Annotated in this window: 23 protein-coding genes and 1 pseudogene; 16 read left to right on the top strand and 8 right to left on the bottom strand. The window is 62.2% G+C overall.

All coding sequences use genetic code 11. The annotated features are described in order from the left end of the window. Window positions 1–58: 58 nt before the first annotated feature. Window positions 59–418, bottom strand: a complete 360-nt coding sequence (locus WCE35_RS05765) for a hypothetical protein (RefSeq protein ID WP_424592385.1) — start codon at window positions 416–418, stop codon at window positions 59–61. An 86-nt stretch (window positions 419–504) separates the two neighbouring features. On the opposite strand from WCE35_RS05765, the gene WCE35_RS05760 reads away from it, so the two are divergent. The 5 genes from WCE35_RS05760 to WCE35_RS05740 are packed head-to-tail and all read left to right on the top strand — an operon-like array spanning window position 505 to window position 4,166. Then, complete coding sequence (locus WCE35_RS05760; RefSeq protein WP_424592384.1) at window positions 505–1,488, top strand: ABC transporter substrate-binding protein; 984 nt, start codon at window positions 505–507, stop codon at window positions 1,486–1,488. 1 nt (window position 1,489) lies between these two features. Then, window positions 1,490–2,227, top strand: a complete 738-nt coding sequence (locus tag WCE35_RS05755; RefSeq protein ID WP_424592383.1) for an ABC transporter permease — start codon at window positions 1,490–1,492, stop codon at window positions 2,225–2,227. Further along, complete coding sequence (locus WCE35_RS05750) at window positions 2,217–2,945, top strand: ABC transporter ATP-binding protein (protein WP_424592382.1); 729 nt, start codon at window positions 2,217–2,219, stop codon at window positions 2,943–2,945. The genes WCE35_RS05755 and WCE35_RS05750 overlap by 11 nt, the downstream gene beginning before the upstream one ends. A 47-nt stretch (window positions 2,946–2,992) precedes the next feature. After that, window positions 2,993–3,787, top strand: a complete 795-nt coding sequence (locus WCE35_RS05745) for a pentapeptide repeat-containing protein (protein WP_424592381.1) — start codon at window positions 2,993–2,995, stop codon at window positions 3,785–3,787. A 34-nt stretch (window positions 3,788–3,821) separates the two neighbouring features. Then, on the top strand, window positions 3,822–4,166 hold the full coding sequence (locus tag WCE35_RS05740; RefSeq protein WP_424592380.1) for a hypothetical protein: 345 nt from the start codon (window positions 3,822–3,824) through the stop codon (window positions 4,164–4,166). 43 nt (window positions 4,167–4,209) lie between these two features. On the opposite strand, the gene WCE35_RS05735 is transcribed toward WCE35_RS05740, so the two are convergent. Then, the gene (locus WCE35_RS05735) at window positions 4,210–4,446 is read right to left on the bottom strand and encodes a hypothetical protein (RefSeq protein ID WP_424592379.1); all 237 of its coding nucleotides are present in this window, start codon (window positions 4,444–4,446) and stop codon (window positions 4,210–4,212) included. Between the two features lie 349 nt (window positions 4,447–4,795). Further along, window positions 4,796–6,382 carry an ATP-binding protein gene (locus WCE35_RS05730; RefSeq protein WP_424592378.1) on the bottom strand — a complete coding sequence of 529 codons (1,587 nt, stop codon included), beginning with the start codon at window positions 6,380–6,382 and terminating at the stop codon, window positions 4,796–4,798. 180 nt (window positions 6,383–6,562) lie between these two features. Here WCE35_RS05730 and WCE35_RS05725 point away from each other — a divergent pair. Then, a pseudogene (locus tag WCE35_RS05725) lies at window positions 6,563–6,850 on the top strand (IS1634 family transposase); the annotation flags it as partial. A 10-nt stretch (window positions 6,851–6,860) separates the two neighbouring features. Here the strand turns inward: WCE35_RS05725 and WCE35_RS05720 are convergent. Then, on the bottom strand, window positions 6,861–7,727 hold the full coding sequence (locus WCE35_RS05720; protein ID WP_424592377.1) for a hypothetical protein: 867 nt from the start codon (window positions 7,725–7,727) through the stop codon (window positions 6,861–6,863). A gap of 194 nt (window positions 7,728–7,921) precedes the next feature. Between WCE35_RS05720 and WCE35_RS05715 the strand changes: the two genes are divergently transcribed. Further along, window positions 7,922–8,230 (top strand): EthD family reductase, encoded by a 309-nt coding sequence (locus tag WCE35_RS05715; protein ID WP_424592376.1) that lies wholly within the window; start codon window positions 7,922–7,924, stop codon window positions 8,228–8,230. 65 nt (window positions 8,231–8,295) lie between these two features. On the opposite strand, the gene pqqA is transcribed toward WCE35_RS05715, so the two are convergent. Further along, entirely contained in the window at window positions 8,296–8,376 is an 81-nt protein-coding gene (gene pqqA / locus WCE35_RS05710; protein ID WP_035721241.1) for a pyrroloquinoline quinone precursor peptide PqqA, read from the bottom strand. A 242-nt stretch (window positions 8,377–8,618) separates the two neighbouring features. Between pqqA and WCE35_RS05705 the strand changes: the two genes are divergently transcribed. The 3 genes from WCE35_RS05705 (at window position 8,619) to WCE35_RS05695 (ending at window position 11,473) form a co-directional block, all read left to right on the top strand. Continuing rightward, the gene (locus WCE35_RS05705; RefSeq protein WP_424592375.1) at window positions 8,619–8,876 is read left to right on the top strand and encodes a hypothetical protein; all 258 of its coding nucleotides are present in this window, start codon (window positions 8,619–8,621) and stop codon (window positions 8,874–8,876) included. A gap of 63 nt (window positions 8,877–8,939) precedes the next feature. Continuing rightward, window positions 8,940–10,445 (top strand): hypothetical protein, encoded by a 1,506-nt coding sequence (locus tag WCE35_RS05700; RefSeq protein ID WP_424592374.1) that lies wholly within the window; start codon window positions 8,940–8,942, stop codon window positions 10,443–10,445. Window positions 10,446–10,555: 110 nt separating this feature from the next. Then, on the top strand, window positions 10,556–11,473 hold the full coding sequence (locus tag WCE35_RS05695) for an ankyrin repeat domain-containing protein (protein WP_424592373.1): 918 nt from the start codon (window positions 10,556–10,558) through the stop codon (window positions 11,471–11,473). An 8-nt stretch (window positions 11,474–11,481) separates the two neighbouring features. Here WCE35_RS05695 and WCE35_RS05690 read toward each other — a convergent pair whose 3' ends face one another. After that, a complete protein-coding gene (locus WCE35_RS05690) occupies window positions 11,482–12,069 on the bottom strand; it encodes a c-type cytochrome (RefSeq protein ID WP_424592372.1) in 588 nt (195 codons plus the stop codon). Between the two features lie 73 nt (window positions 12,070–12,142). Further along, entirely contained in the window at window positions 12,143–13,852 is a 1,710-nt protein-coding gene (locus WCE35_RS05685) for a pyrroloquinoline quinone-dependent dehydrogenase (RefSeq protein ID WP_424592371.1), read from the bottom strand. Between the two features lie 375 nt (window positions 13,853–14,227). Here WCE35_RS05685 and WCE35_RS05680 point away from each other — a divergent pair, with 375 nt between their 5' ends. Genes WCE35_RS05680 through WCE35_RS05670 form a run of 3 tightly spaced genes read left to right on the top strand, consistent with a single transcriptional unit; the run spans window position 14,228 to window position 16,244 of the window. Then, window positions 14,228–14,998, top strand: coding sequence for a MotA/TolQ/ExbB proton channel family protein (locus WCE35_RS05680; protein WP_424592370.1), 771 nt, complete (start codon window positions 14,228–14,230; stop codon window positions 14,996–14,998). Continuing rightward, window positions 14,995–15,627 carry a hypothetical protein gene (locus WCE35_RS05675; protein WP_424592369.1) on the top strand — a complete coding sequence of 211 codons (633 nt, stop codon included), beginning with the start codon at window positions 14,995–14,997 and terminating at the stop codon, window positions 15,625–15,627. Before WCE35_RS05680 ends, WCE35_RS05675 begins: the two co-directional genes overlap by 4 nt. 5 nt (window positions 15,628–15,632) lie before the next feature. After that, window positions 15,633–16,244, top strand: coding sequence for a hypothetical protein (locus tag WCE35_RS05670; protein WP_424592368.1), 612 nt, complete (start codon window positions 15,633–15,635; stop codon window positions 16,242–16,244). A 225-nt stretch (window positions 16,245–16,469) separates the two neighbouring features. Here WCE35_RS05670 and WCE35_RS05665 read toward each other — a convergent pair whose 3' ends face one another. Further along, on the bottom strand, window positions 16,470–17,447 hold the full coding sequence (locus WCE35_RS05665) for a helix-turn-helix domain-containing protein (RefSeq protein WP_424592367.1): 978 nt from the start codon (window positions 17,445–17,447) through the stop codon (window positions 16,470–16,472). Between the two features lie 420 nt (window positions 17,448–17,867). On the opposite strand from WCE35_RS05665, the gene xoxF5 reads away from it, so the two are divergent. From xoxF5 to WCE35_RS05650, 3 genes are all read left to right on the top strand, one after another. After that, window positions 17,868–19,673 carry a lanthanide-dependent methanol dehydrogenase XoxF5 gene (gene xoxF5, locus WCE35_RS05660; protein WP_424592366.1) on the top strand — a complete coding sequence of 602 codons (1,806 nt, stop codon included), beginning with the start codon at window positions 17,868–17,870 and terminating at the stop codon, window positions 19,671–19,673. Between the two features lie 113 nt (window positions 19,674–19,786). Further along, on the top strand, window positions 19,787–20,275 hold the full coding sequence (locus WCE35_RS05655; protein WP_424592395.1) for a c-type cytochrome, methanol metabolism-related: 489 nt from the start codon (window positions 19,787–19,789) through the stop codon (window positions 20,273–20,275). 62 nt (window positions 20,276–20,337) lie between these two features. After that, on the top strand, window positions 20,338–21,441 hold a 1,104-nt coding region (locus WCE35_RS05650), incomplete at its 3' end, for an S-(hydroxymethyl)glutathione dehydrogenase/class III alcohol dehydrogenase (protein WP_424592365.1).

The raw sequence follows: 21,441 nt of genomic DNA, 5'->3' as shown, positions 1-21,441 counted from the left end.
ATCGGCAGTGGCGACAAAAAGACCGCAGCCCATTTGCGAAACAGGGGCCGACGAGACCCTAGAAACATCGCACTTCCGCTTCGGCCTGGGCCCGCCTGAGATCATTGAGCGCGCTTGTCGCCTGTTCGGAAGTTCGGAATTGTCCCCCCAAATTTCCTCGCACTTGCGACATGCTGAGCACGGTTTCGGCGGTGACGTAGCGCTCATAGGGCACCAGCGATGCGACCACATCGATCGAACAGGAACATTGTTCGATCGCCTGCCGCGTTTCGCCATTCGCTTTCAGGCAGCCAAAGACATATTCGGCGCGCGCCGAGGTGGGATAGTCATTGGCGTCTTCGGCGCATGCCGCCATTGCCGTCCCCGCCAGCGTGGCCAATGCGGCGAGAATAAGTCGTTGCGATCCGGCAAATGTCATGGTCTTTCTCCCGCTGCTGGCAGCGGAAGCTATTCTATGACTATCATGCCGAAAAGAAGACACTCCAGGAAACGGCTCAAGAGGGAATGAAAAAAGTCTTTGTTCGCGCACTGCTGGCCGTATTTGTCGTCGCCGTCACGCCGGTTGTGGCGTGCTGCGGCGCGGAGACCATCCGGGTTGCAGTGCAGAAAACCGGGACATTCGCCTGGGAGCTGGCCGTGATCCGCGCGCACGGCCTCGACACGCAAGCCAACCTTTCGATCCAGCTTGTCGAACTGGCGAGCCCGGAGTCGGGCAAGATCGCACTTCGCGGCGGCAACGCCGATCTCGTCGTGTCCGACTGGCTGTGGGTGTCGCGCGAACGCGGGCTCGGCGCCAAACTCACATTCTACCCGTATTCGAGCGCGCTTGGCGCCGTGATGGTAGCGGCCTCATCCCCGATCCGGACCTTGGCCGATCTGAAGGGCCATAAGCTCGGCGTCGCCGGCGGGCCGATCGACAAGAACTGGCTGCTGCTGCAGGCATGGCTGAAACAGGATGGCATCGACCTGAAGTCGGAATCGACGATCGTCTACGGCGCGCCGCCGCTATTGGCGGCAAAGACGCTCGGCGGCGAACTGGACGCCACCGTCAATTATTGGAATTTCTGCGCCGCGCTGGAGGCGAAAGGCTTTCGTCGCGTCGCCGGCATCGAGGATGTCCTGCCGAAACTTGGCGCCAAGGGCCGCGTCGCGATGATCGGCTACGTGTTCGACGAAGGATGGGCGAGCGCAAACCGGGATGTGGTCGCGCGCTTTATTGCGACGACGCGCATGGCGAAGGAGATTTTGTCGACCTCGGATGCGGAGTGGGAGAAAATCGCGCCGCTGACCGGTGCCCCTGACACCGCAACCCTGCATGCCTACCGCGACCGATATCGGGAAGGAATTCCGCGCCGCCCGATCGCCGACGAAGAAGCCGACGCGCGCGTTCTCTATCGGGTGCTGGCGGCGACCGGCGGTCGCGAACTGGTCGGGCCGGATCGCGAACTGGATTCCGGCACATTCTATCGCGCGATCCCCGGAGACTGAGGTGCTGCGTCCGCTGTCATTCATCGTGTTTCTGGCCACCTGGTGGGGCGCGGCGCTGCTCACTGGAGGCGCGAAGCTGCCGCCGCCCCCCACCGTGCTCGCCGCAGCCGTTGCCGAAGCTGCTTCCGGCGCGCTGTTCTTCAATCTTGGCGTGACATTGGCGCGCGTCGCGCTCGCCTTCGTCCTCGCCATGACGCTGGGCTCAGCCATCGGTTACCTGATGGGCCGGGTACGAATTGCCAACCGGCTCGGCGATCCCTGGCTGATCCTGCTGCTCAACCTGCCGGCGCTGGTCGTCATCGTGCTCGCCTATATCTGGGCCGGACTGACCGAGGTCGCCGCGATCGCGGCGATCGCCATCAACAAGCTGCCGACCGCCGTCGTCACGCTGCGCGAGGGAACACGCGCGCTCGACGCCGCGCTCGACGACATGGCGACCGTGTTTGCGATCCCGCGCTGGAGGGCGTTCCGGCACGTGATATTGCCACAACTGGCGCCCTATATCGCGGCCGCCGCGCGAACAGGTCTTTCCCTGGTCTGGAAGATCGTCCTGGTCGCGGAACTGCTCGGACGCCCTAACGGTGTCGGCTTCGAGATTGGCGTGGCCTTTCAGCTGTTCGACATCCCGCTTTTGCTCGCCTATTCGTTGAGCTTCGCGGCAGTCGTGCTGATCGTCGAAACCTTGCTGGTACAGCCATTTGAATCCCGGCTATTTCGGTGGCGGCGCCGTGCGCCTTGAGGTCAATATCGCGAGCAAGACGTTGAACAACGCGGCGGGCGGACGGTATGACGTGCTTGCCGACATCAACTTTTCACTGGCCGCCGGAGAGGTTGGCGTGTTCGTCGGTCCATCCGGCTGCGGCAAAACCACCCTGATGAGAATTCTCGCCGGCCTCGACCATGATTACCATGGCCGCGTTTCGCGTCCGGCAAATGCACGGATCGGCATGGTGTTTCAGGAGCCCCGGCTGTTGCCGTGGCGTTCGGTCGAGCAGAACGTCCGGCTTGCCGCGCCGCTGGCCGATGAAGCGAAGCTTTCAGCATTATTCGCCGTTCTGGGGCTGGACGCACATCGCAGCCACTTCCCAGGCGAGCTGTCGCTCGGCCTCGCCCGCCGGGTCGCGCTCGCGCGCGCGTTCGCGGTCGAGCCGGATTTCCTGCTTCTCGACGAACCGCTGGCGTCGCTCGACGACGCCCTGGCCGCCCGCCTCCGCGACCAGATCGCTAACCTGGTGGACAGCCGTTCGGTGACGACATTGCTCGTCACCCACAATGTCGACGATGCGGCTCGTCTCGGCGATCGCCTGTTCCTGTTGTCATCGCGACCGGCGCGGATTCTCGCCGACCTTTCGATCGGCACCCCGCGCCGCGCGCGTGGCGAAGCCGAGATCGCCGCGATCAAGGCAGACATCGCGCGGCGAATCAATGGCGATCGCATCGAGCGAGATGCCTCCTAGGCAGTGATCGAGGCGTGCGCTAAAATGGCTCGGCGGCGGAGTTGACGATGAACCGCATGATCGGAACCGCAGCGCTTGGCCTCGGTCTTATGGCCATGACGGCGACGGCGCAGGACATGATGCGCGACATCGACTTGTCGTCGCCCGATATGGTCTCGGCCGAAATGACCCGCGGAGAGGTCGAGGCAGTGCTTGCGCTGGCGACCGCCGCGGCGCCCGCCGACTTCACCGGAAAGAGATTGTCCGGCCTCGACCTCTCCGGGCTCGACCTGTCCGGCGCGATTTTTCGCGCGGCACGGCTCAACAAGACGAAGCTCGCCGGCGCGAGACTCGATCATGCGGTCCTCGACCAGGCATGGCTGCTCGAAGCGGACCTGACGGGCGCCAGCCTGAAGGGCGCCAACTTGTTCGCGGCGCAGATGGCTCGCGCCCGTCTCGACGGCGCCGACCTCTCGGGAGCGCGCATAGCCGCCGACCTGACGGGCGCGAGCCTTGTCGGAGCCTCGATCGCGGACGCGCGGCTGGGCGCCGACATGCGCAACCAGTCGATGGGCCTGATGCGCGCGGTGCTGAAATCCGCCAATCTGGAGCGGCTTAACGCGCGCGGCGCCGACCTGTCTCGCGTCGATCTGGAATTTGCCATACTGAAGGGCGTCGACCTCACCGGTGCTTCCCTCAAGAACGCCCAGCTCGGGGCAGCCGACCTGACCGGCGTCACGGTCATCGACGCCGATTTCGACGGCGCCGATCTCGCATCCGCGAAGTTGATCGCACCAATTGGCCTCGACCGGGCAAGGAATTTCGACAAGGCCAGGAACCGCGACCGTATGATAAGGGAATGATGACCCCAGGCGTTTCACTTTGGAGGATTACCTGATGCGATGGATCCTGGCTTTGATTGCGCTGTTGTCAGCCGGCGCCGGCGAACTTGCCGCGCAAGGCAAGGGCATCCGGTTGTGGAACCTCACCACCGCGACGATTTCCGGTTTTCAACTTTCGCCCGCCGGCAAGAACGCCTGGGGGCCTAACCAGGCCCTGAACGACAAGGACAAGGAGGTTGATCACGACGAACGCCTGCGCATCACCGGGGTGGTGCCGGGACGCTACGATGCCAAGGTCGAGTATCGGGGCTCGAGGCAATGCTTTGTACGGGATATCGAGATCAAGGCCGACGCGGTGTTTTCGATCGCCGACAAGGATCTGAAGGACTGCAACAAATAATCACTGCAACAATGGTCCTGGCCGCCGCGTCTCAAATCAGGGCTCAGCCCGCGGGCGTCGCCTGGCCGACCTCCGCCTTGTCGTTGCTGCGCGGATATTCGCAGCGCCACTTGACCGCATTCCACTTCGGATGCTCGCCGACCCACTGGGCGATATAGGGTGGCGCACCCATGGCGCATTGCCGCAGCGAACCGCTCCACGAGAATGCCAGGTGCCGCTCTTCACAAGTGGCCGGCGAAAGCACGGCGCATACCGTTATGACCAGATCGATCGGATTCATGCCTGACGTCCTTGAAACACCCGATAATGAATAGCACAAAGAGAGACGGAACCGGCAGGGGGAAGTTTCAAGACAGCGTGAAGATTGCCCCGAATGGCGCTTCCCGCGTCGAAAAACGGCGTTCGCCGCTGGAAATTGACGCCGAAAACCACCCGCACCTGCCGATCCCAATTCGTCTTAAGGTCCTCGCCTGTGAAACCTGAAACAAGGCCAAGCGCAGGCTGGAGCATTATCTGACGGCAGTCCCGCCGCTCAGCGGTCAGCATACCGACGGGCTGGTTCACCTCGCTGAAATGGTCCCCGGGCGCTTGGCACGCAAGCCAACGCTTCGATACCGACTGCCCTCAATTCACGACGCCAGCGCGGTCCAAATCATCCGCGCGAGATCGGAGCTGAGGTAGGGCTTCGGTAGCAGCAGCACGCCGGCGTCAAGCCGGCCATGATGCACGATGGCGTTTTCGGTATAGCCCGACGTGTAGAGGATCTTGAGCCCCGGACGTCGCTTCAGCGCCTCGGTCGCGAGCTGACGGCCGTTCATGCCCCCGGGGATGATCACGTCGGTGAACAAGAGATCGATGCGTTCAGGACCGTTGATGATCGCCAGCGCCTCGGCGGCATTGCTGGCGGACAGCGTGTCGTAACCGAAACTGCGGATCTGCGTCACGACGTATTCGCGGACCAGCGCGTCGTCCTCGACGATCAGGACGGCTTCGTCGCCGTGTTCGAGCCCGGAGATGCCGGACTCGGCGGGCAGCGCGTCGGCGACGCCCGCAGCCGGCGGCAGGTAAAGCTTCACGGTGGTGCCGTGACCCTCTTCGCTGTAAATCTTGACATGTCCGTTCGATTGTTTGACGAAGCCGTAGACCATGCTGAGACCGAGCCCCGATCCTTTTCCGACGTCCTTGGTGGTGAAGAACGGTTCAAACACCTTTTCGAGCAGGCCGCCGGGGATTCCCACCCCGGAGTCGCTCACCGCGAGCATGACGTAGTGGCCCGGATTAACCTCGCTGTTCATGCCGGCGTAGTTCTCGTCGAGCACGACGTTCTTGGTTTCCAGCGTCAGCTTGCCACCGTTCGGCATGGCGTCCCGTGCATTCAGGGCGAGGTTCAGGATCGCGGTCGAGAGCTGACTGGGATCAATCAGGGCCGGCGCGGAATCGTGCGCCAGCATCAATTCGATTTCGATCTGTTCGCCGAGGGTCGGTCGTAGCAACCGCGCTGCATCGACGACCAGGGCGTTGAGTTCAATGCTGCGCGGCTGCAGCGGCTGACGACGGGCAAAGGCCAGCAGATACTTGGTGAGGTCGGCGCCCCGCGCTGCCGCGGCGCCGATCATGTTGGTGATCTGGGCGAGATGCGGGCGGTCCTTGACCGCGTCGCCGAGGATTTCGATGGTTCCGGTGATCACGGTCAGAATATTGTTGAAGTCGTGCGCGACGCCACCGGTGAGCTGGCCGATGGCTTCCATCTTCTGTGCCTGCCGGACCTGGGACTCGGTGGCCTCGATCTCCTGAAAACGTTGGACCATGGCCTCGGCGCTGCGGCGCTGCCTGACTTCTTCCTCGAGCGCCTCATAGGCTTGCCTGAGTTGAATGCGTGTCGGCAGCACCAGGATCCGCGGCAGCAGCAGCAGCAGCGCCGCCGTGATCCCCACCGAGGTCAGCGCCAGGAAGCCTTTGGCAAGGCCCTCGATGCCGTAGGCCGGCACCCACAAAGTGAGGATCGACAGCAGACGGGTCACCCCGCAGCCCGCGATGAAGATCGAGAATGCCCAGAACACGCTGCGGAACATAACATCGCGGCGGCGCCACACAAAGAACGCCAGAACGAACGCGGTAGCAAAGAAGGCGCCGGCGATCAGGGCGTCGGAAATGGCATTCAGCCAGATCAATTCCGGCTTCCACAGCAGGCACGCGCCATGCGGGAGCGTCGACATGTCCATAATATCTCCAATAAGGGGCAGCACTGGCCTCACCGCGTTCCCATCCGTCCGTCGGGACGACGGTCCAAATCATTCAGGTTTCCGCGAGCCGCGCAAGCGCGCCGCCGCCCGGCGAGCGTTCGCGCGATGATATTGGAGCCATCAGAACGCGCCCGCTGACGACCGATCGCCGGCAAGCCGCCGTCCTCGCGACGCTGCCGCGATCTGATCGTCGCCATGATGGTTGATCGACTGATGGCGCCCCGATCGAAGCTGGGCTTCGTGCGCGCGGTCGATGAGGAGACGGCGGCATCGAGTCTGGGCGCGGTCCCGCATCTTGGCCGGGCCAAGGAGCGGGAGGCCTATAAGGCACTGGATTGGCTGCTTGAACGTGAGGCGCGCATCGAGAATAGCCTGGCGCGGCGCCATCTCGAAGATGGCGTGCCGGTGCTCTACGACGTCAGCTCATCCTACTTCGAGGGACGCCACTGGGCTAGAAATTGACGCCGAAAACCACCCGCGCCTGCTGACGCTCGAAATTGACGAGATCGAGGGCGGACGGCGATCCGGCCGAACGACCCCATGCCTGAACGCTCCACGCCAAGGTCAGCCGGGAACGTTGCGACAGTTTGAAATAGGCGGTCGGACCGATGAACAACGCGTGGCCCGCCAGTTCTTCCAGACCGATGCCCTCATATCTCCGCAGATAGCGCGCCTCGCCGCCGAGAAAAAAGCCCGGACGTATCTGCGCCATCGCCGCGAACGCAGCACCGATGGTGGATACCGGCTCCGCCGCTCCAGTTGCCGCAAGGCGCGTCCATTCCGGCTGGTAGGTCAGGTTGAGGGCCGTGATGACGAAGTTCGGGATCAGCTCCCGGTCGAACGCCAGCGTCAATTCCATCCCGTAATTTCGGACGACGGCAGCGGTGCTATCGTCGATCCGGTCGGCATGGCTTGTCACCGCAAATGTCAGGCCGAACGGGGATGTGTCCCGCTCCATAAGCCGGTAGCGCAGATCCAGGGAAACGCCCTGCCATGCCAATTGGCGGCGATCGTCAAAGCCCGGAACCCCGTTGATGTCATAGGATGCAAACGTTGTCCCCATCTCGATCCGGAAATTCCTGGCGGGCACAAATTCCAGTTCCAGCTCCTGGCTGAGCGCTCGGTAACGACCGCCGCTTTTGGAAAATCGTCCGGTCGTCTGACTCTGGAATTCGCGCTCGCCGAGGTCGCCGACGTCGGTGCCGATCATGAAGCCAAACAGATGCTCGGTATCGATGCCCTCGGCACGCCCGTATGCCGGCAGCAGCGTGGCGAAACAAACAGTCGCTGCCCAGAACGTCTTCGCGCAAATTGGCATTCACATTCCGACAGCCATTGAAACGAATGGGAGCGGCAGCACCGCCGACCGAGCACGCACCCTATCATAATCCAAAAGCTGCGGCGAGGAATCGGAACGCTTGATCCCCGACATCATATCGGCTGCAATGTCGAACCTGGCCTGCCTAAGCCCACCCGGGACAACAACAGGATAACGATAGGGAGTAAAATCGAATGGCAAAACTTCTCGTGCTTTACAAAAAGCCGAAGAGCGCTGAAGCTTTCGACAAGCATTACGCCGCGGTCCATATTCCGCTTGCGAAGAAAATTCCCGGCCTGAAGAAGTACGACATAAGTACGGGCGTGGTCGGAACGCCGGCCGGTCCGAGCCAGATCCACCTTGTCGCTACCCTGCATTTTGACTCGCTTGATGCGCTCAAGGCCGGCCTGGCGTCTCCCCAGGGACAAGCCGCGGCCGGGGATCTTGCCAACTTCGCAGACGGCGGCGCGGACCTCTACCTTTTCGATGCCAAAGAGGTTTGAAAGCGCCTGCCCGGGCTTTGAACGGCGGATTGCCGTCGAAGCCGGGCAGGTCGTTTCGATGCCGTCTACTTGCGTGCTGCGCAGGCGTACATGTTGATTTCCATGCCCACCGGCACCTCGACGATCTTTGGGGTCTTCCAGGTCATTCGGGTCTCCCAAGTAGGTTGGCGCGGTGTTCGCGCCTTGGTAAACCTAAAGCCACCCCGGGCGTAGTGCAAGTGCTCACGCAGACCTTGCGTGATGCGCCGCAATGATTCCAACCATGTCCATAAAATGTCAGACTGGCGTCGGACGCTGGTTTCGGGTGGAAAAGCCGATCGTGATATATTTCTATCGAGCGGTTCCCTGTTCGCGCCGCGCCCAGGCTTTGAGGTTCGCGAGGCCATCCATGAGACATTTGTCACTGATCTCGCTTTTCGGCATTTGCCTTGCGATGGCGGCGTCTGCCCAGGACATATCGCGGCGCGATCAGCCGCCGCCTGACGCTGCGGCCTTGCCGTCCGGCACGCCGACGGCGCTGACCGGAAAGGAGCGGCTTGGCCCAAAGTGGATGGATGAGCAGCGGATCGACAATTGCAAGGTGCCGGTCGACAAACGGGGAAGCAAGCCACGATCCGGCAATTGCCCGCACGTTCCGATGGGATGATGGGCGGTGACGATGCAGGACGCCGACGAACCAACTCTGCTCGGCCGGATGCGACGAACTGGCATGCGTCAGAATAACCGGACTGGTTTCGGGTTTCTGGCTTGCCTGGCTTCGATTTTCTGCATCGCTGTCGATTGCCCGCGGACACTGGCCGACGAACCGGCCATCGTACCGGCGAGTCTGGTTCGGACGGGCTCGATCGACGAACGCTTCCAGTCCTATAATGTCGAAATGGTCGAGGTGACCGGCGGGAGATTCTGGAAGCCCTACGGCACCAGCGCTTCGGATGCCCGTTCGGATTTGTACGCATACCGGGCGCCGATCGACCTTGCGAACCCTCGGTTGCGAAGACTGGCCTCGGCTCTGGCGCCAGCCTATATGCGCGTCAGCGGAACCTGGGCCAACGCCACCTATTTTGCCGATTCCGACATTGCGCCAGCCGCGCCGCCGGCTGGATTCAAGGGAGTTCTGACCCGCCAGCAATGGCGGGGGGTGATCGATTTCTCGCGAGCGGTCGAAGCTCCGATCGTGACATCGTTCGCCATCAGTCCGGGGACCCGCGATGCGGCCGGCGTATGGTCGCCGGATCAGGCGTCGCGCCTGCTCGCCTACACCGCATCCCTGGGAGGCAGCATCGCCGCGGCGGAGTTCATGAACGAACCGGACCTTGCCTCGATCGGCGGTGCGCCGGCAGGCTACGATGCCGCAGCCCATGGGCGCGACTTCAGGATCTTCCGCGCGTTCATGAAACAGAGATCCCCCGAGACGATGATCCTCGGCCCCGGCACGGTGGGCGCGACGGCGGCGGCTTCGGACCTGCTCGTCGCTTCCGGACCCGGGCTCGATGCGTTCTCCTATCATCACTATGGAATGTTGTCTGAACGCTGCACCGGCGCCAGCACGCCGGACGGAGCGCTTTCCGAGCAATGGCTCGCCCGAACGGATGGAACCCTCGCTTTCTACCGGACGCTTCGCGACCGGTTCGAACCCGGCAAACCGATCTGGCTCACCGAAACCGCGGAAGCAGCCTGCGGTGGAAACCGATGGGCCGCCAGTTTTCTGGATACGTTCAGATACCTCGATCAGCTCGGGCGACTGGCGAGCGCCGGCGTTCAGATCGTGATGCACAACACCCTGGCGGCAAGCGACTATGGCTTGCTCGACGAGAAGACGCTCGCGCCGAGGCCAAACTATTGGGGTGCGTTGCTGTGGCGACGACTGATGGGAACGACGGTGCTCGATTCCGGCGTGCCGGTTCGAGCGGGCTTCCATGTCTATGCGCATTGCCAGCGTGGCGCGCCGGGCGGAACAAGCATCCTCGTCATCAACGCCGACAGGAACATGCCACAGTCGCTGGTGTTGGCCGGCGCATCGGAGCGCTTCACCCTGGATGCTGTCGACTTGCAGGATGGCACCGTGCGCCTGAACGGCGTTCCATTGGAGCGCGAGCCGAAGGATGACTTCCCGCGCCTTGCGGGCATTCCGACGGCCGCCGGAGCGCTGACGTTTGCGCCCACGACAATTACCTTTCTGGCGATACCCGCCGCAGACAATGGCGCCTGTCGATGAGCCGGCGAATTCACCGGATGAACTGCGACCTGGCAACCTCCGTCTCGACGCTTGGAATTGCGCAGCTGCCGTGTCACCCTTGCCAAAAGCGCCCTGCCGGGAGGTCTCCATTGTACCGCCAATTCGCCCTGCTCTGCTCGATGGTTGCCGCGTTGAGCCCCGCGTCAGCGGCACGCGCGGCGGAGTCCGAGGCCTGCCGGGATATTCGTCTTCGACTTGAGACGATCAAGCCGCACATCAGCGCGATCGAAGTGTCGCTCACGCTGTTTTCCGCCGTCGACAGGAATTGCCCCGATCTGGTGACCGAACTGCTGGACCAGGGCGCTTCGGTCGACGCGCGTGACCGGCTTGGCGCGCGGCCGCTCAGCCACGCCGCGCGGTTCGGCCATCGGCCGATGGTTGACCTTCTGTTGGCGCGCGGCGCGCCGATCGATGCGCGTAACCTTGCCGGCGCGACGGCGCTGTTTTTCGCTGTCGAGGGAGATCGTACCGAGGTCGCGCAGCGGCTCATCGAAAAGGGCGCCGACGTCAATCTGGCCGGGCGCGGCGGCGTGACGCCGGTTTCCGCCGCCGCCTATCGCGGCAATGATACGATCGTCGCGGCCTTGCTTGCCGGTGGTGCTGACGATCGGGTGGTCGATCAGACCGGTAAACCGCCGATCGTCTATGCCGCCGCCGCCGCGCGGGTCGACGTCGTCGCGCGATTGCTGGCGCGAAACGTCGACGTCAACGCCCGCTACCCCAATGATCTCACACTGCTGATGTGGGCGTCCGGCCCCGATGAATCGACGCCGGAAACCCAGGCGATCCAGATCGTCCAGCACCTGCTCGACGCCGGCGCGCATATCGACGACCGGGACGCGCGCGGTCGAACCGCGCTCATGATCGCCGCGGAAGGCGGCCGGTCTGGAATTGTCAATCTGCTGCTGGCGCGCGGGGCCGATCCCGCGCTGACGGACAAGGCCGGAAAGCGGGCCGCAGAGCTGACGGTGCTGACCTCGCTGCGGGAGCGGCTGACGAAGCCCTGAAAGCCGGCTCAGCGGCCGGCGAGATATTCCGTCAGCGCCGCGAGGTCGTCAGGGGCGGTCGCAAGCATCAGGTCGGACATCCCCGGATTGTTGCCGCGCGCGCGCGAGCGAAAATCGGCGATCGTCTTCGTCAGATATTCCCTGCTCATGCCAGCCAACCGAGGCACGGTGCCGTCACCCTGAAATTGATCGAGATGACAGCCGGTGCAACCGACCGAGCTGTTGGCGCGCAACGCGCGGTTGGCAACTTCCTTCGACGCGGCCGGTTGGCCGAGATCGGGCCAGGGTTTTTTGGAGAAGTATTCCGCAATCGCAAGCATGTCGTCGCGCGTCATCATGGAGGCGAGCGGCTGCATGACGTCATTCTGGCGGTCGCCTCGCTTGAAATCGCGAAGCTGGATGTAGAGGTAGCCCTGCTGCTGCCCCCAAATCGTCGGGATCGTCCTGTCGACCGGCTTGCCGTTCTCGCCATGGCAGCCCGCGCAGACCTGGACCCTTTCCTCAACGGTCTCGGCGCTCGCCGGCGCGACACCGCCGCCGAAAGCAGTTGCCAGCGCCACGACGCTGAAGACGCACCAGTGCGGCTTGCCATACATCATTGCTTCCAACAGTGCCAAAAAAGCGGGGCCATAACCGGCCCCGCCTCACATTGCGACGATCGTCTGCTCTTCAATCGAGCGAGAAGGCGATGATATTGTTGCCGCGGCGGAAATCGATCTGCGTGTTGCCGCCCGCCCCTACCACAACATATTGCTTGCCACCGACCATGTAGGTCGAGGGTGGCGCGTTGACGCCTGCCCCCGCGCGGAAACTCCACAATTCCTTGCCGTTGGAGGAATTGTAAGCGGCGAACTTGCCGTTGCCTTCGCCGGTGAAGACAAGGCCGCCCGCGGTGGCCAGGATGCCGCCGATCATCGGTTCAGGCGTCTTCACCTGCCATTTGATCTTGCCGGTGTTGTAGTCGACGGCGGTGATGTTGCCCGATTGGGCCTCGCCGGGGATCACCTTGAAGGCGCCGCCAAGCCACAGCTTCCCATTCGGGTACGGCGTGTTCTCGACATGGTAGGTCATGGGCTGGTGGAGATTGATCGCATAGGCCATCCCCTGGGTCGGGTCGGTGGCGATCGGCGACCATTCGACGCCGCCATTTGCGCCCGGCAGCATTCGCGCCCCTTCCTTGGTGGGCAGCACCCACATGTTCTCCTGCGGCACCATGGCTTCGGAGAAACGGATCAGGCTGCAGTCCTTGCGGTCGTGAACATAGATGTGACCGGTCTTGCCGGCATGCAGCACACCCGGGATCATCTTGCCGTCCTTGCCCTTGACGTCGACCAGTACCGGCGGACTGACCGCGTCGAGGTCCCACACGTCGTGGGCGATATACTGCAAGTGGCAGACATATTTGCCAGTTTCGAGATCGATGGAAACCAGCGAGTCGGTGTACAGGTTGTCACCGGGACGGTTCGAACCATCGAGATCGGGCGAGGGATTGCCGACGACGAAGTACAGACGGTTGGTCGCCAGATCGACCGCGGGATTTTGCCAGACGCCGCCGCCGAGCCTCTTGTAGGGATCGCCGATCTTGGCGAGTTGGTCCTTTTCAGCCTGGATGTCGCGGTGCATGTCGCGGCCGGTGGCATCTTTCGCCGCCCATACGCCGACGGAATTTTCCGGGATCGTATTGAACGTCCAGATCAGCTTGCCGGTCTTTGCATCGTAGGCTTTCAGGAAACCCCGGATGCCGTACTCGCCGCCATTGGTTCCGATCAGAACCTTGTCCTTGATGACGGTCGGCGCCATCGTTTCGCTGTATCCGAGCTCTGGATCGGCAATGTCGCTCTGCCAGGCGACATCGCCGGTTTTGGCGTTCAGCGCCACCAGTTTGGCGTCAAGCGTCGCCAGATAGACGAGATCGCCGAGAACCTGGACGCCGCGGTTGTTCGGGCCGCAGCAATAGGTCGTGACCGGTCCCATCTTGTGCTTGTAGTGCCAGATCTCCGCGCCGGTCTTCGCATCCAGCGCATACACATGGCTGAACGACGTCGTCACGTACATGACGCCATCGATCACGATCGGGGACGTCTCCAGCGACTCCTTGACATCGGTCTGGAAGATCCAGGCGACGTGCAGGTTCTTCACGTTGTCGCGCCCGATCTGCCGCGCCGGATGAAAGCGCGTCTGCGCGTAGTTGCCATTGGTCAGCAGAAAATTATTGGCGTTCTTGTCCGCGCTGTTGAGCTGATCTTGCGTTACCGGAGAAATCTTCGCCTGCTTCGATGCCGACTTGGCTTCCTGCTTTACTTCTTGTGCGAGCCCGGGTCCGATCAGGATGCTGACTGCTCCTGCGAAAGCGGCGGCGAAATTTGCACGTTTACCCATTATGTTTTCCCCCAAAGTTTATGTTTGATCTCGACCGACCTATGCGAAATGCCGAGCCGGATGCTTCCAATCTGACCGGATGGAAGATGTTTGACAAGGCCATAACCAATTGTGCCGCGCACAACGGCGACTGCCGGGAAACCCTATGCGGCGCGGAAGCTCCGCCTTGCAGATTTCGATCCGCACTTGGCTCGGCGATACGCCTGCGGTCGCATTCCATTGTACAGGGCAGCGGACCTGACCGCCATCGCAGATGCTGCGTTGCCACGAAAAATCGGCGGACCGAGGTTACGAGCAACCTCGGTAGCACAGGTTTGCCTATTGGCGCGGGATATGGAAGGTTTTGCCCTTCAGTTCGAGTACCGAGGTGCACGGATGAGAACGTCAAATGCGCATCTCGATTCCTTCGGTGACCGGGGCCCGCTGCTGCGATGGCTTGTTTTCACCGGGCTCTGCGTTTTTGCCTTTGTTCTGCTGTGGCGCTTCGGACTGATCCGCCTGATGGTCGCAAGCGACCGCACCTATCTCTCATCGGTCATCGGTCTGCTCTATGTCGCGGCGTCGATGCACTGCCTGTGGCGCACCGTCATGATCTCGCGCGAGGCCGACGCGGCCCGCCGCGGCGGCGCGCTGATCGCCGCCGGATCGGGCGGCCTCGATGTGGACGGTGACGCGATCATCGTCGAGGGCACGGGCAGGCTTCCGCCCGGTCTGGTCTCGGCGCACATTCACGATCTCGCCGTCAAGGCCCGCTTGCAGGGCCCGCGACGGCTCGACCAGACCTTGCTGCTGCGGGTGCTGGCGGGGCGGCTGCGCGGTTCCAATCAGTTCGGCGCCTTCGCCAGCGATACGCTGATGAAGCTCGGACTGCTCGGCACCATCATTGGCTTCATCATGATGCTGGCGCCGATCGCCGGCCTTGATCCCAATGATCGCGGCACCATCAGATCCTCGATGAACCTGATGAGCGACGGCATGGCGGTTGCGATGTATACGACCCTTGCCGGTCTTGTCGGCTCGATCCTGGTCCGGATCCAGTACTACATGCTCGACGATGCAACCGCGCGGCTGTTTGCCTATGCCGTCAGCCTGACCGAAGTCCGCGTGGTTTCGATCCTCGAAGATCAGCCCGGAGCCGCGGAATGATCGACGAGTTCGAACTGATGCCGCAGGACGAGCCATTCGATCCGTTCGCGGTCATGCTGTTCAAGGCGCTGCAGGTCCTTGCCTTCCTGTTCTTCATCGCACTGCTCGCGATCGCGCCGGAGGCAAGGGACGGCAAGATCGACAGCAAGGCTGAATTCCTGGTTACGATGAGCTGGCCCGACCGGCATCCGGACGATTTCGACATGTTCGTGCAGGACCCGCTTGGCAATATGGTCTGGTATCGCCGGCGCGAGGCTGGATTCATGCTGCTCGATCGTGACGATCGCGGCGGCGCCAACGATTTCATTCTGGTCGACGGGCGCAAGGTGCTGTCACCGATCCGCCAGGAAACCGTCAGCATCCGCGGCATCGTCGCCGGCGAGTACACCGTCAACGTCTATCATTTTGTCGCGATGGGCCGCGAACCCGTGCCGGTTTCAGTGAAGGTCGAGAAACTCAACCCGACGGTCCAGGTCGTCCATTACGGCACGATGATGCTGAAAGGCGCGGGCACGGAACGGACGGCGGTCCGCTTCTCGATCGACGCCAATGGCGGTATTGTCGACGTCAACGGTCGCGAGAAATCGCTGCTGCAGACGCTGCGCAATCCGCGCCGCAACGCCGGCTGACGGAAATGGAACTGCATCAGGAAATTCTCGGTCTGTCGGTTGCCTATGCGCTGCTGGCGGCATTGTTGCTTGTCATCGCATTGCGCGCCCGCATTGCCTGGCCGATCAAGCTGGCCGCGGTGCTCGTCACCAGCGCGTTCTACAGTGTCGCGTTCTTCCGCATCGAAGGTCTGTCGGGGTGGTCGACAACCGTGCCGTTGCCGCCCCAGTTCCAACTGCTCTGGGCGCGGGTTGTCGAGCCGAACCCGCTCGATCGGGATCCCGGCGCGGTACATGTCTGGATCGAGCACCTCGACGCCGCCAACCTGCCGAGCGGCCAACCCCGGGCCTTTCGGCTGCCTTATTCGGCGGCGCTCGCCGCCAAGATCCAGGCTGCGCGCGACGAAATCATGAAAGGCCACCCGCAGGGCGGCCGTGCGGCCGATATCGGGGCAGGCAATGGGCAGCCCGCGCCCGAGGGCCCGTCCGACGTCGCGACGTTTCGCCCCGCTGCCGCACCGGGCGGCGATCCAGCCAGCGGCGGACCGCTCGATCTATCGTTTCTTACCGGCGAATCCGGCAATATCGAATTTTCGCCGTTGCCGGCTCCAGTTCTTCCCGCCAAAGGCACGCCCTGAACAGATCAACCAAGACGTAAGGGCGCACTTCTCAGATCAGACGACTGAGAAAAAGGATGAGTGCTTCGTCCGTCTCGCTCCTGAATTTTCCGGCGAGATAGCCAAAGCAAGCTTTGTGGAGCGATCGAGGGCTGGAGCTGAAACCGACGGGGAGAATCAGATTGACGTCATCTGCGTCGGCGTGAGAGGCGCGCGGTCGAAATATTCCGCCCGTGTCGGGCAACCTCACGCACGAAGATCAACATCCGAGGGCAGGCCGCCTTGTTGCGCCTTGTGAATCGCCGAGGGAACAAATCCAAAGTACTTGCGGAAGACCCGGCTGAAATGTGATGAGCTGGAAAAGCCCCACGAAAATGCCACATCCGTGATGGTTTTTCCGGCCTGGGTCTCCAGCTCGTGGCGGCAATTCTGCAATCTTGCGTGCCAGATCGAGTCGCTGACGGTGATGCCCCTGTCGCTGAACAACATGTGCAGATAGCGCTTGGTGCAGCCCAGTTCCGCTGAAATCTGGTCGATGCAGAGATCCGGATCGCGCAAATGTTCGCGGATGAAGGCCTGGGCGCGTACATACATCGCCTCGGGACCGACACGATCGAACATCGCGTCAGCCTCGCGAAGCGGCAACAGTAGGAGATCGATCAGCGAATCGGCGACTCCGATGGCGTTAACCGGCGACAGTTTCGCGGCTTCGTCAAACGCGGCATGCACAAAGTCGTGGGCGATCCGGCCGGTGCCGGTGCGCGCGGAAAGTTTGCACGCTGACATCCTCGCTAACCGGAAACCGCGTTCCTGCAACAATTCTTTAGGCACGATGACGACGTCGTGGCGCGTCAGCGACGGACTGATGATCGTATGCGGACAGGATACATCGTAGGCGAGACAATCGCCGGGCATCACTTCGATGTGGCGACCATTCTGCTGGAAATAAGAAATTCCTTGCGTCTGGAACAGTATCTTGACGTAGGGATGCTCGCTCAACCTTGCGCGCGAAACGGTATGCGAAATTCGATGCTGGCTCGCCTCGATCTGACAGAGCTTTAGCCGCGAAACGGTGGTGTAATTGATCCGTCCTTCGAACGACGAGGCCTCCAGCGGATCAACGTCAAACTGACCGCAAAGATCAGTCAGTGCTTCTGTCCAACACTGGATCTGCTTCTTCGGCGTCAATCCGGACGTGCTGAGTGAACGGACTATATCGGACATCATCCAGCCACCGGTTCAAGATGAAACGTGACTGCCCGCCGCGAGAGGCTTCGGTCACGGTGAAGCGACATTTACCTCAATTTAAAGCGAGAATTGGGCCTTGGCAGCGTAAGTCCCGGCATCCACATTACAATCCTCCGACTTAGTTGCAGCGCCGTCAAGGGGAACATCGACCTCCAATGGCGCCGACAGCATCCGGAGCGCGCTATCAGGCGCTGCCGCACCGCAAGATGAGGGCGATGCCAGCGAAATTCATCCGCTATGTGCCAAAAAGGGCGTCGCGCTTCGCTTTCGAGCAAACGTGCTTCCCTCTTGGGCAAGTTTCCCATTGCCGAACGGGATAGGGATACGAACGAAGAAAATGGAAGAACTGGGCCGCTTCGGCGGAAACCCAAAGCATGTAACTGGGAGGACTTCACAATGCGCAAGGTGCTATTTGCTACCTGTCTTGGCCTGACAGCGGCATTCGCCGCCGGGGCTGCGTCAGCCAACGACGAACTGAACAAGATGGCGCAGAACCCGAAGGATTGGGTGATGCCCGCGGGCGACTATGCCAATACGCGCTACTCCAAACTCAACCAGATCACCGCGGCCAATGTCGGCAAGCTGCAGGTCGCCTGGACGTTCTCCACCGGCGTGCTGCGCGGCCACGAAGGCGGGCCGCTGATCGTCGGCAACATGATGTACGTCCACACGCCGTTCCCAAACAAGGTCTATGCTCTTGACCTATCCAAGGATAGCCAGATCGTCTGGAAATACGAACCCAAGCAGGATCCGAACGTCATCCCGGTGATGTGCTGCGACACGGTGAACCGCGGCGTGGCCTATGGCGACGGCAAGATCTTCCTGCATCAGGCCGACACCACGCTGGTCGCGCTCGATGCCAAGACCGGCAAGATGGAATGGAGCTCCAAGAACGGCGATCCCAGCAAGGGCTCGACCGGAACCTCCGCGCCGCTCGTGGTCAAGGACAAGGTCCTGATCGGCATTTCCGGCGGCGAATTCGGCGTGCAATGCCACGTCAGCGCCTACGACATGAAGACGGGCAAGTTGGCCTGGCGAGCGTTCTCCGAAGGGCCGGACGACCAGATCATGTTCGATCCCGAGAAGACCACCGAACACGGCAAGCCGGTCGGCAAGGATTCCAGCACCAAGACCTGGCAGGGCGACCAATGGAAGATTGGTGGCGGCTGCACATGGGGATGGATGTCCTACGATCCGGCGCTGAACCTCCTCTATTACGGCTCGGGCAATCCATCGACCTGGAATCCCAAGCAGCGTCCGGGCGACAACAAATGGTCGATGACGATCTTCGCGCGCAATCCGGATACCGGCATGGCCAAATGGGTCTACCAGATGACGCCCCATGACGAATGGGATTATGACGGCGTCAACGAAATGATCCTCAGCGATCAGCAGATCGGCGGGGCAGAGCGCAAGCTCTTGACCCATTTCGACCGCAACGGGCTCGGCTACACGCTCGACCGCGCCACCGGCGAATTGCTGGTCGCCGAAAAGTACGATCCGAAGGTCAACTGGACCTCAGGCGTCGACATGAACAAGAGCTCGCCGACCTACGGCCGGCCCAAGGTGCTCGATCAATACTCGACCGACAAACAGGGCGAGGACCATAACGTCAAGGGCATCTGCCCGGCCGCGCTTGGCACCAAGGATGAACAGCCGGCGGCCTATTCGCCCGACACGCAGCTGTTCTATGTTCCGACCAACCACGTCTGCATGGACTACGAGCCGTTCAAGGTGAGCTACACCGCGGGCCAGCCCTATGTCGGGGCGACGCTCTCGATGTATCCCCCTCCCGGCGAGACCCATATGGGCAACTTCATCGCCTGGGACGGCAAGACCGGCAAGATCGTCTGGTCGAACAAGGAGCAGTTCTCGGTCTGGTCGGGTGCGCTCGCCACCGCCGGCGGCGTGGTGTTCTACGGAACGCTCGAAGGCTATCTCAAGGCGGTCGATGCCAAGACGGGCAAGGAACTCTACAAGTTTAAGACCCCGTCCGGCATCATCGGCAACGTCACGACCTACGACCACGGCGGCAGGCAGTATGTCGCTGTGCTGTCCGGCGTCGGCGGCTGGGCGGGTATCGGCCTTGCAGCCGGCCTGACCGATCCGACCGCGGGCCTTGGCGCCGTCGGCGGCTACGCGGCGCTGAGCAACTATACCGCGCTCGGCGGAGCACTGACGGTGTTCGCGCTGCCGCAATGAGCTGAGCCAACATCGTCCCGGCGCGTGGAGTTGCTCCATGCGCCGGGTCGGCCTGCCAGCCATCGAATGTCGAGGACAAGCTATTGCGTACCATCTGGTTTGTGGCTGCTGCGATGATCCTCGTGGCACAGGAAAGAATTGCCTTCGCTGAAGACGCGGCCAATCCGGCTGCCGTCAAATCCGAGGACGGCAAGTATCTCGACAAGGACGGCAACCCGACCTTCAAGGTCGCCACCGACGGCACCGTGGACTGGTACACCTATTCCGGCTACCGCCGGTATCACTCGGAGTGCCATGTCTGCCACGGCCCCGACGGGATGGGATCGACCTACGCGCCCGCGCTGAAGGATTCGCTCAAGACCATGAGTTACGGCGACTTCCTCGGCGTGGTCGCGAGCGGCCGCAAGAACGTCAGCACGTCGCAGGAAAACGTGATGCCGGCGTTCGGCGATAATCCGAACGTCGCCTGCTACATGGACGACCTCTACATCTATCTGCGGGCCCGCGCCTATGACGCCATCGAGCGCGTGCGCCCAGCCAGGCACGAAGACAAACCCGGCGCGTACACCCAGGCCGAAAATTCCTGCATGGGCAAGTCGTGAACATGTGGAGTGCGGACGACATGCCTTGCTGTCGTGAAAAGCGATAAGAAGGAGATTCTCGAATGAAGACACGTGCCGCTGTCGCTTTCGCGGCCAAGAAGCCGCTCGAAATCGTCGAACTCGACCTCGACGGCCCGAAAGCCGGTGAAGTCCTGGTCGAAATCAAGGCGACGGGAATCTGTCACACCGATGCCTATACGCTTGACGGTTTTGACAGCGAAGGAATCTTTCCTTCGATCCTCGGCCATGAGGGCGCGGGGATCGTTCGCGAAGTCGGCCCAGGCGTGACGTCGGTGAAACCGGGCGATCATGCCATCCCGCTTTACACCCCCGAATGTCGCCAGTGCAAAAGCTGTCTGAGCCAGAAGACCAATCTCTGCACCGCCATCCGCGCCACGCAGGGCAAGGGGCTGATGCCCGACGGCACGTCCCGCTTCAGCTATCAGGGCAAGCCGATCTTCCACTACATGGGGTGCTCGACATTTTCGAACTTTACCGTGCTGCCGGAAATTGCCGTGGCCAAGATCCGCGAAGACGCCCCGTTCGACAAGAGCTGCTACATCGGCTGCGGCGTGACCACCGGCGTCGGCGCCGTGGTCAACACCGCCAAGGTCACGCCCGGCGCGAATGTGGTCGTGTTCGGGCTTGGCGGCATCGGACTTAACGTCATTCAGGGCGCCAGGATGGTTGGCGCCGACAAGATCATCGGGGTTGACCTCAACGAGGCCAAGGAAGCATGGGGCCGCCGCTTTGGCATGACGCACTTCGTCAATCCGACCAAGGTCGGCGGCGATATCGTCCAGCATCTGGTGACGCTGACCGACGGCGGCGCCGACTTTACCTTCGACTGCACCGGCAACACCAATGTGATGCGCCAGGCGCTCGAGGCGTGCCATCGCGGCTGGGGCGTCTCAGTGGTGATCGGCGTCGCGGAAGCCGGCAAGGAAATCGCCACCCGGCCGTTCCAGCTTGTGACCGGCCGCGTCTGGAAGGGCACCGCGTTCGGCGGCGCGCGCGGCCGCACCGACGTGCCGAAGATCGTCGACTGGTACATGAACGGAAAGATCGAGATCGATCCGATGATCACGCACGTCCTCAAGTTGGACGAGATTAATAAAGGATTCGATCTAATGCACGAGGGCAAGTCGATCCGTTCGGTCGTCGTG

It is taken from the genome of Bradyrhizobium sp. (assembly GCF_049691595.1).
Lineage (GTDB): Bacteria > Pseudomonadota > Alphaproteobacteria > Rhizobiales > Xanthobacteraceae > Bradyrhizobium.
This window is presented reverse-complemented; position numbering and strand designations above follow the sequence as displayed.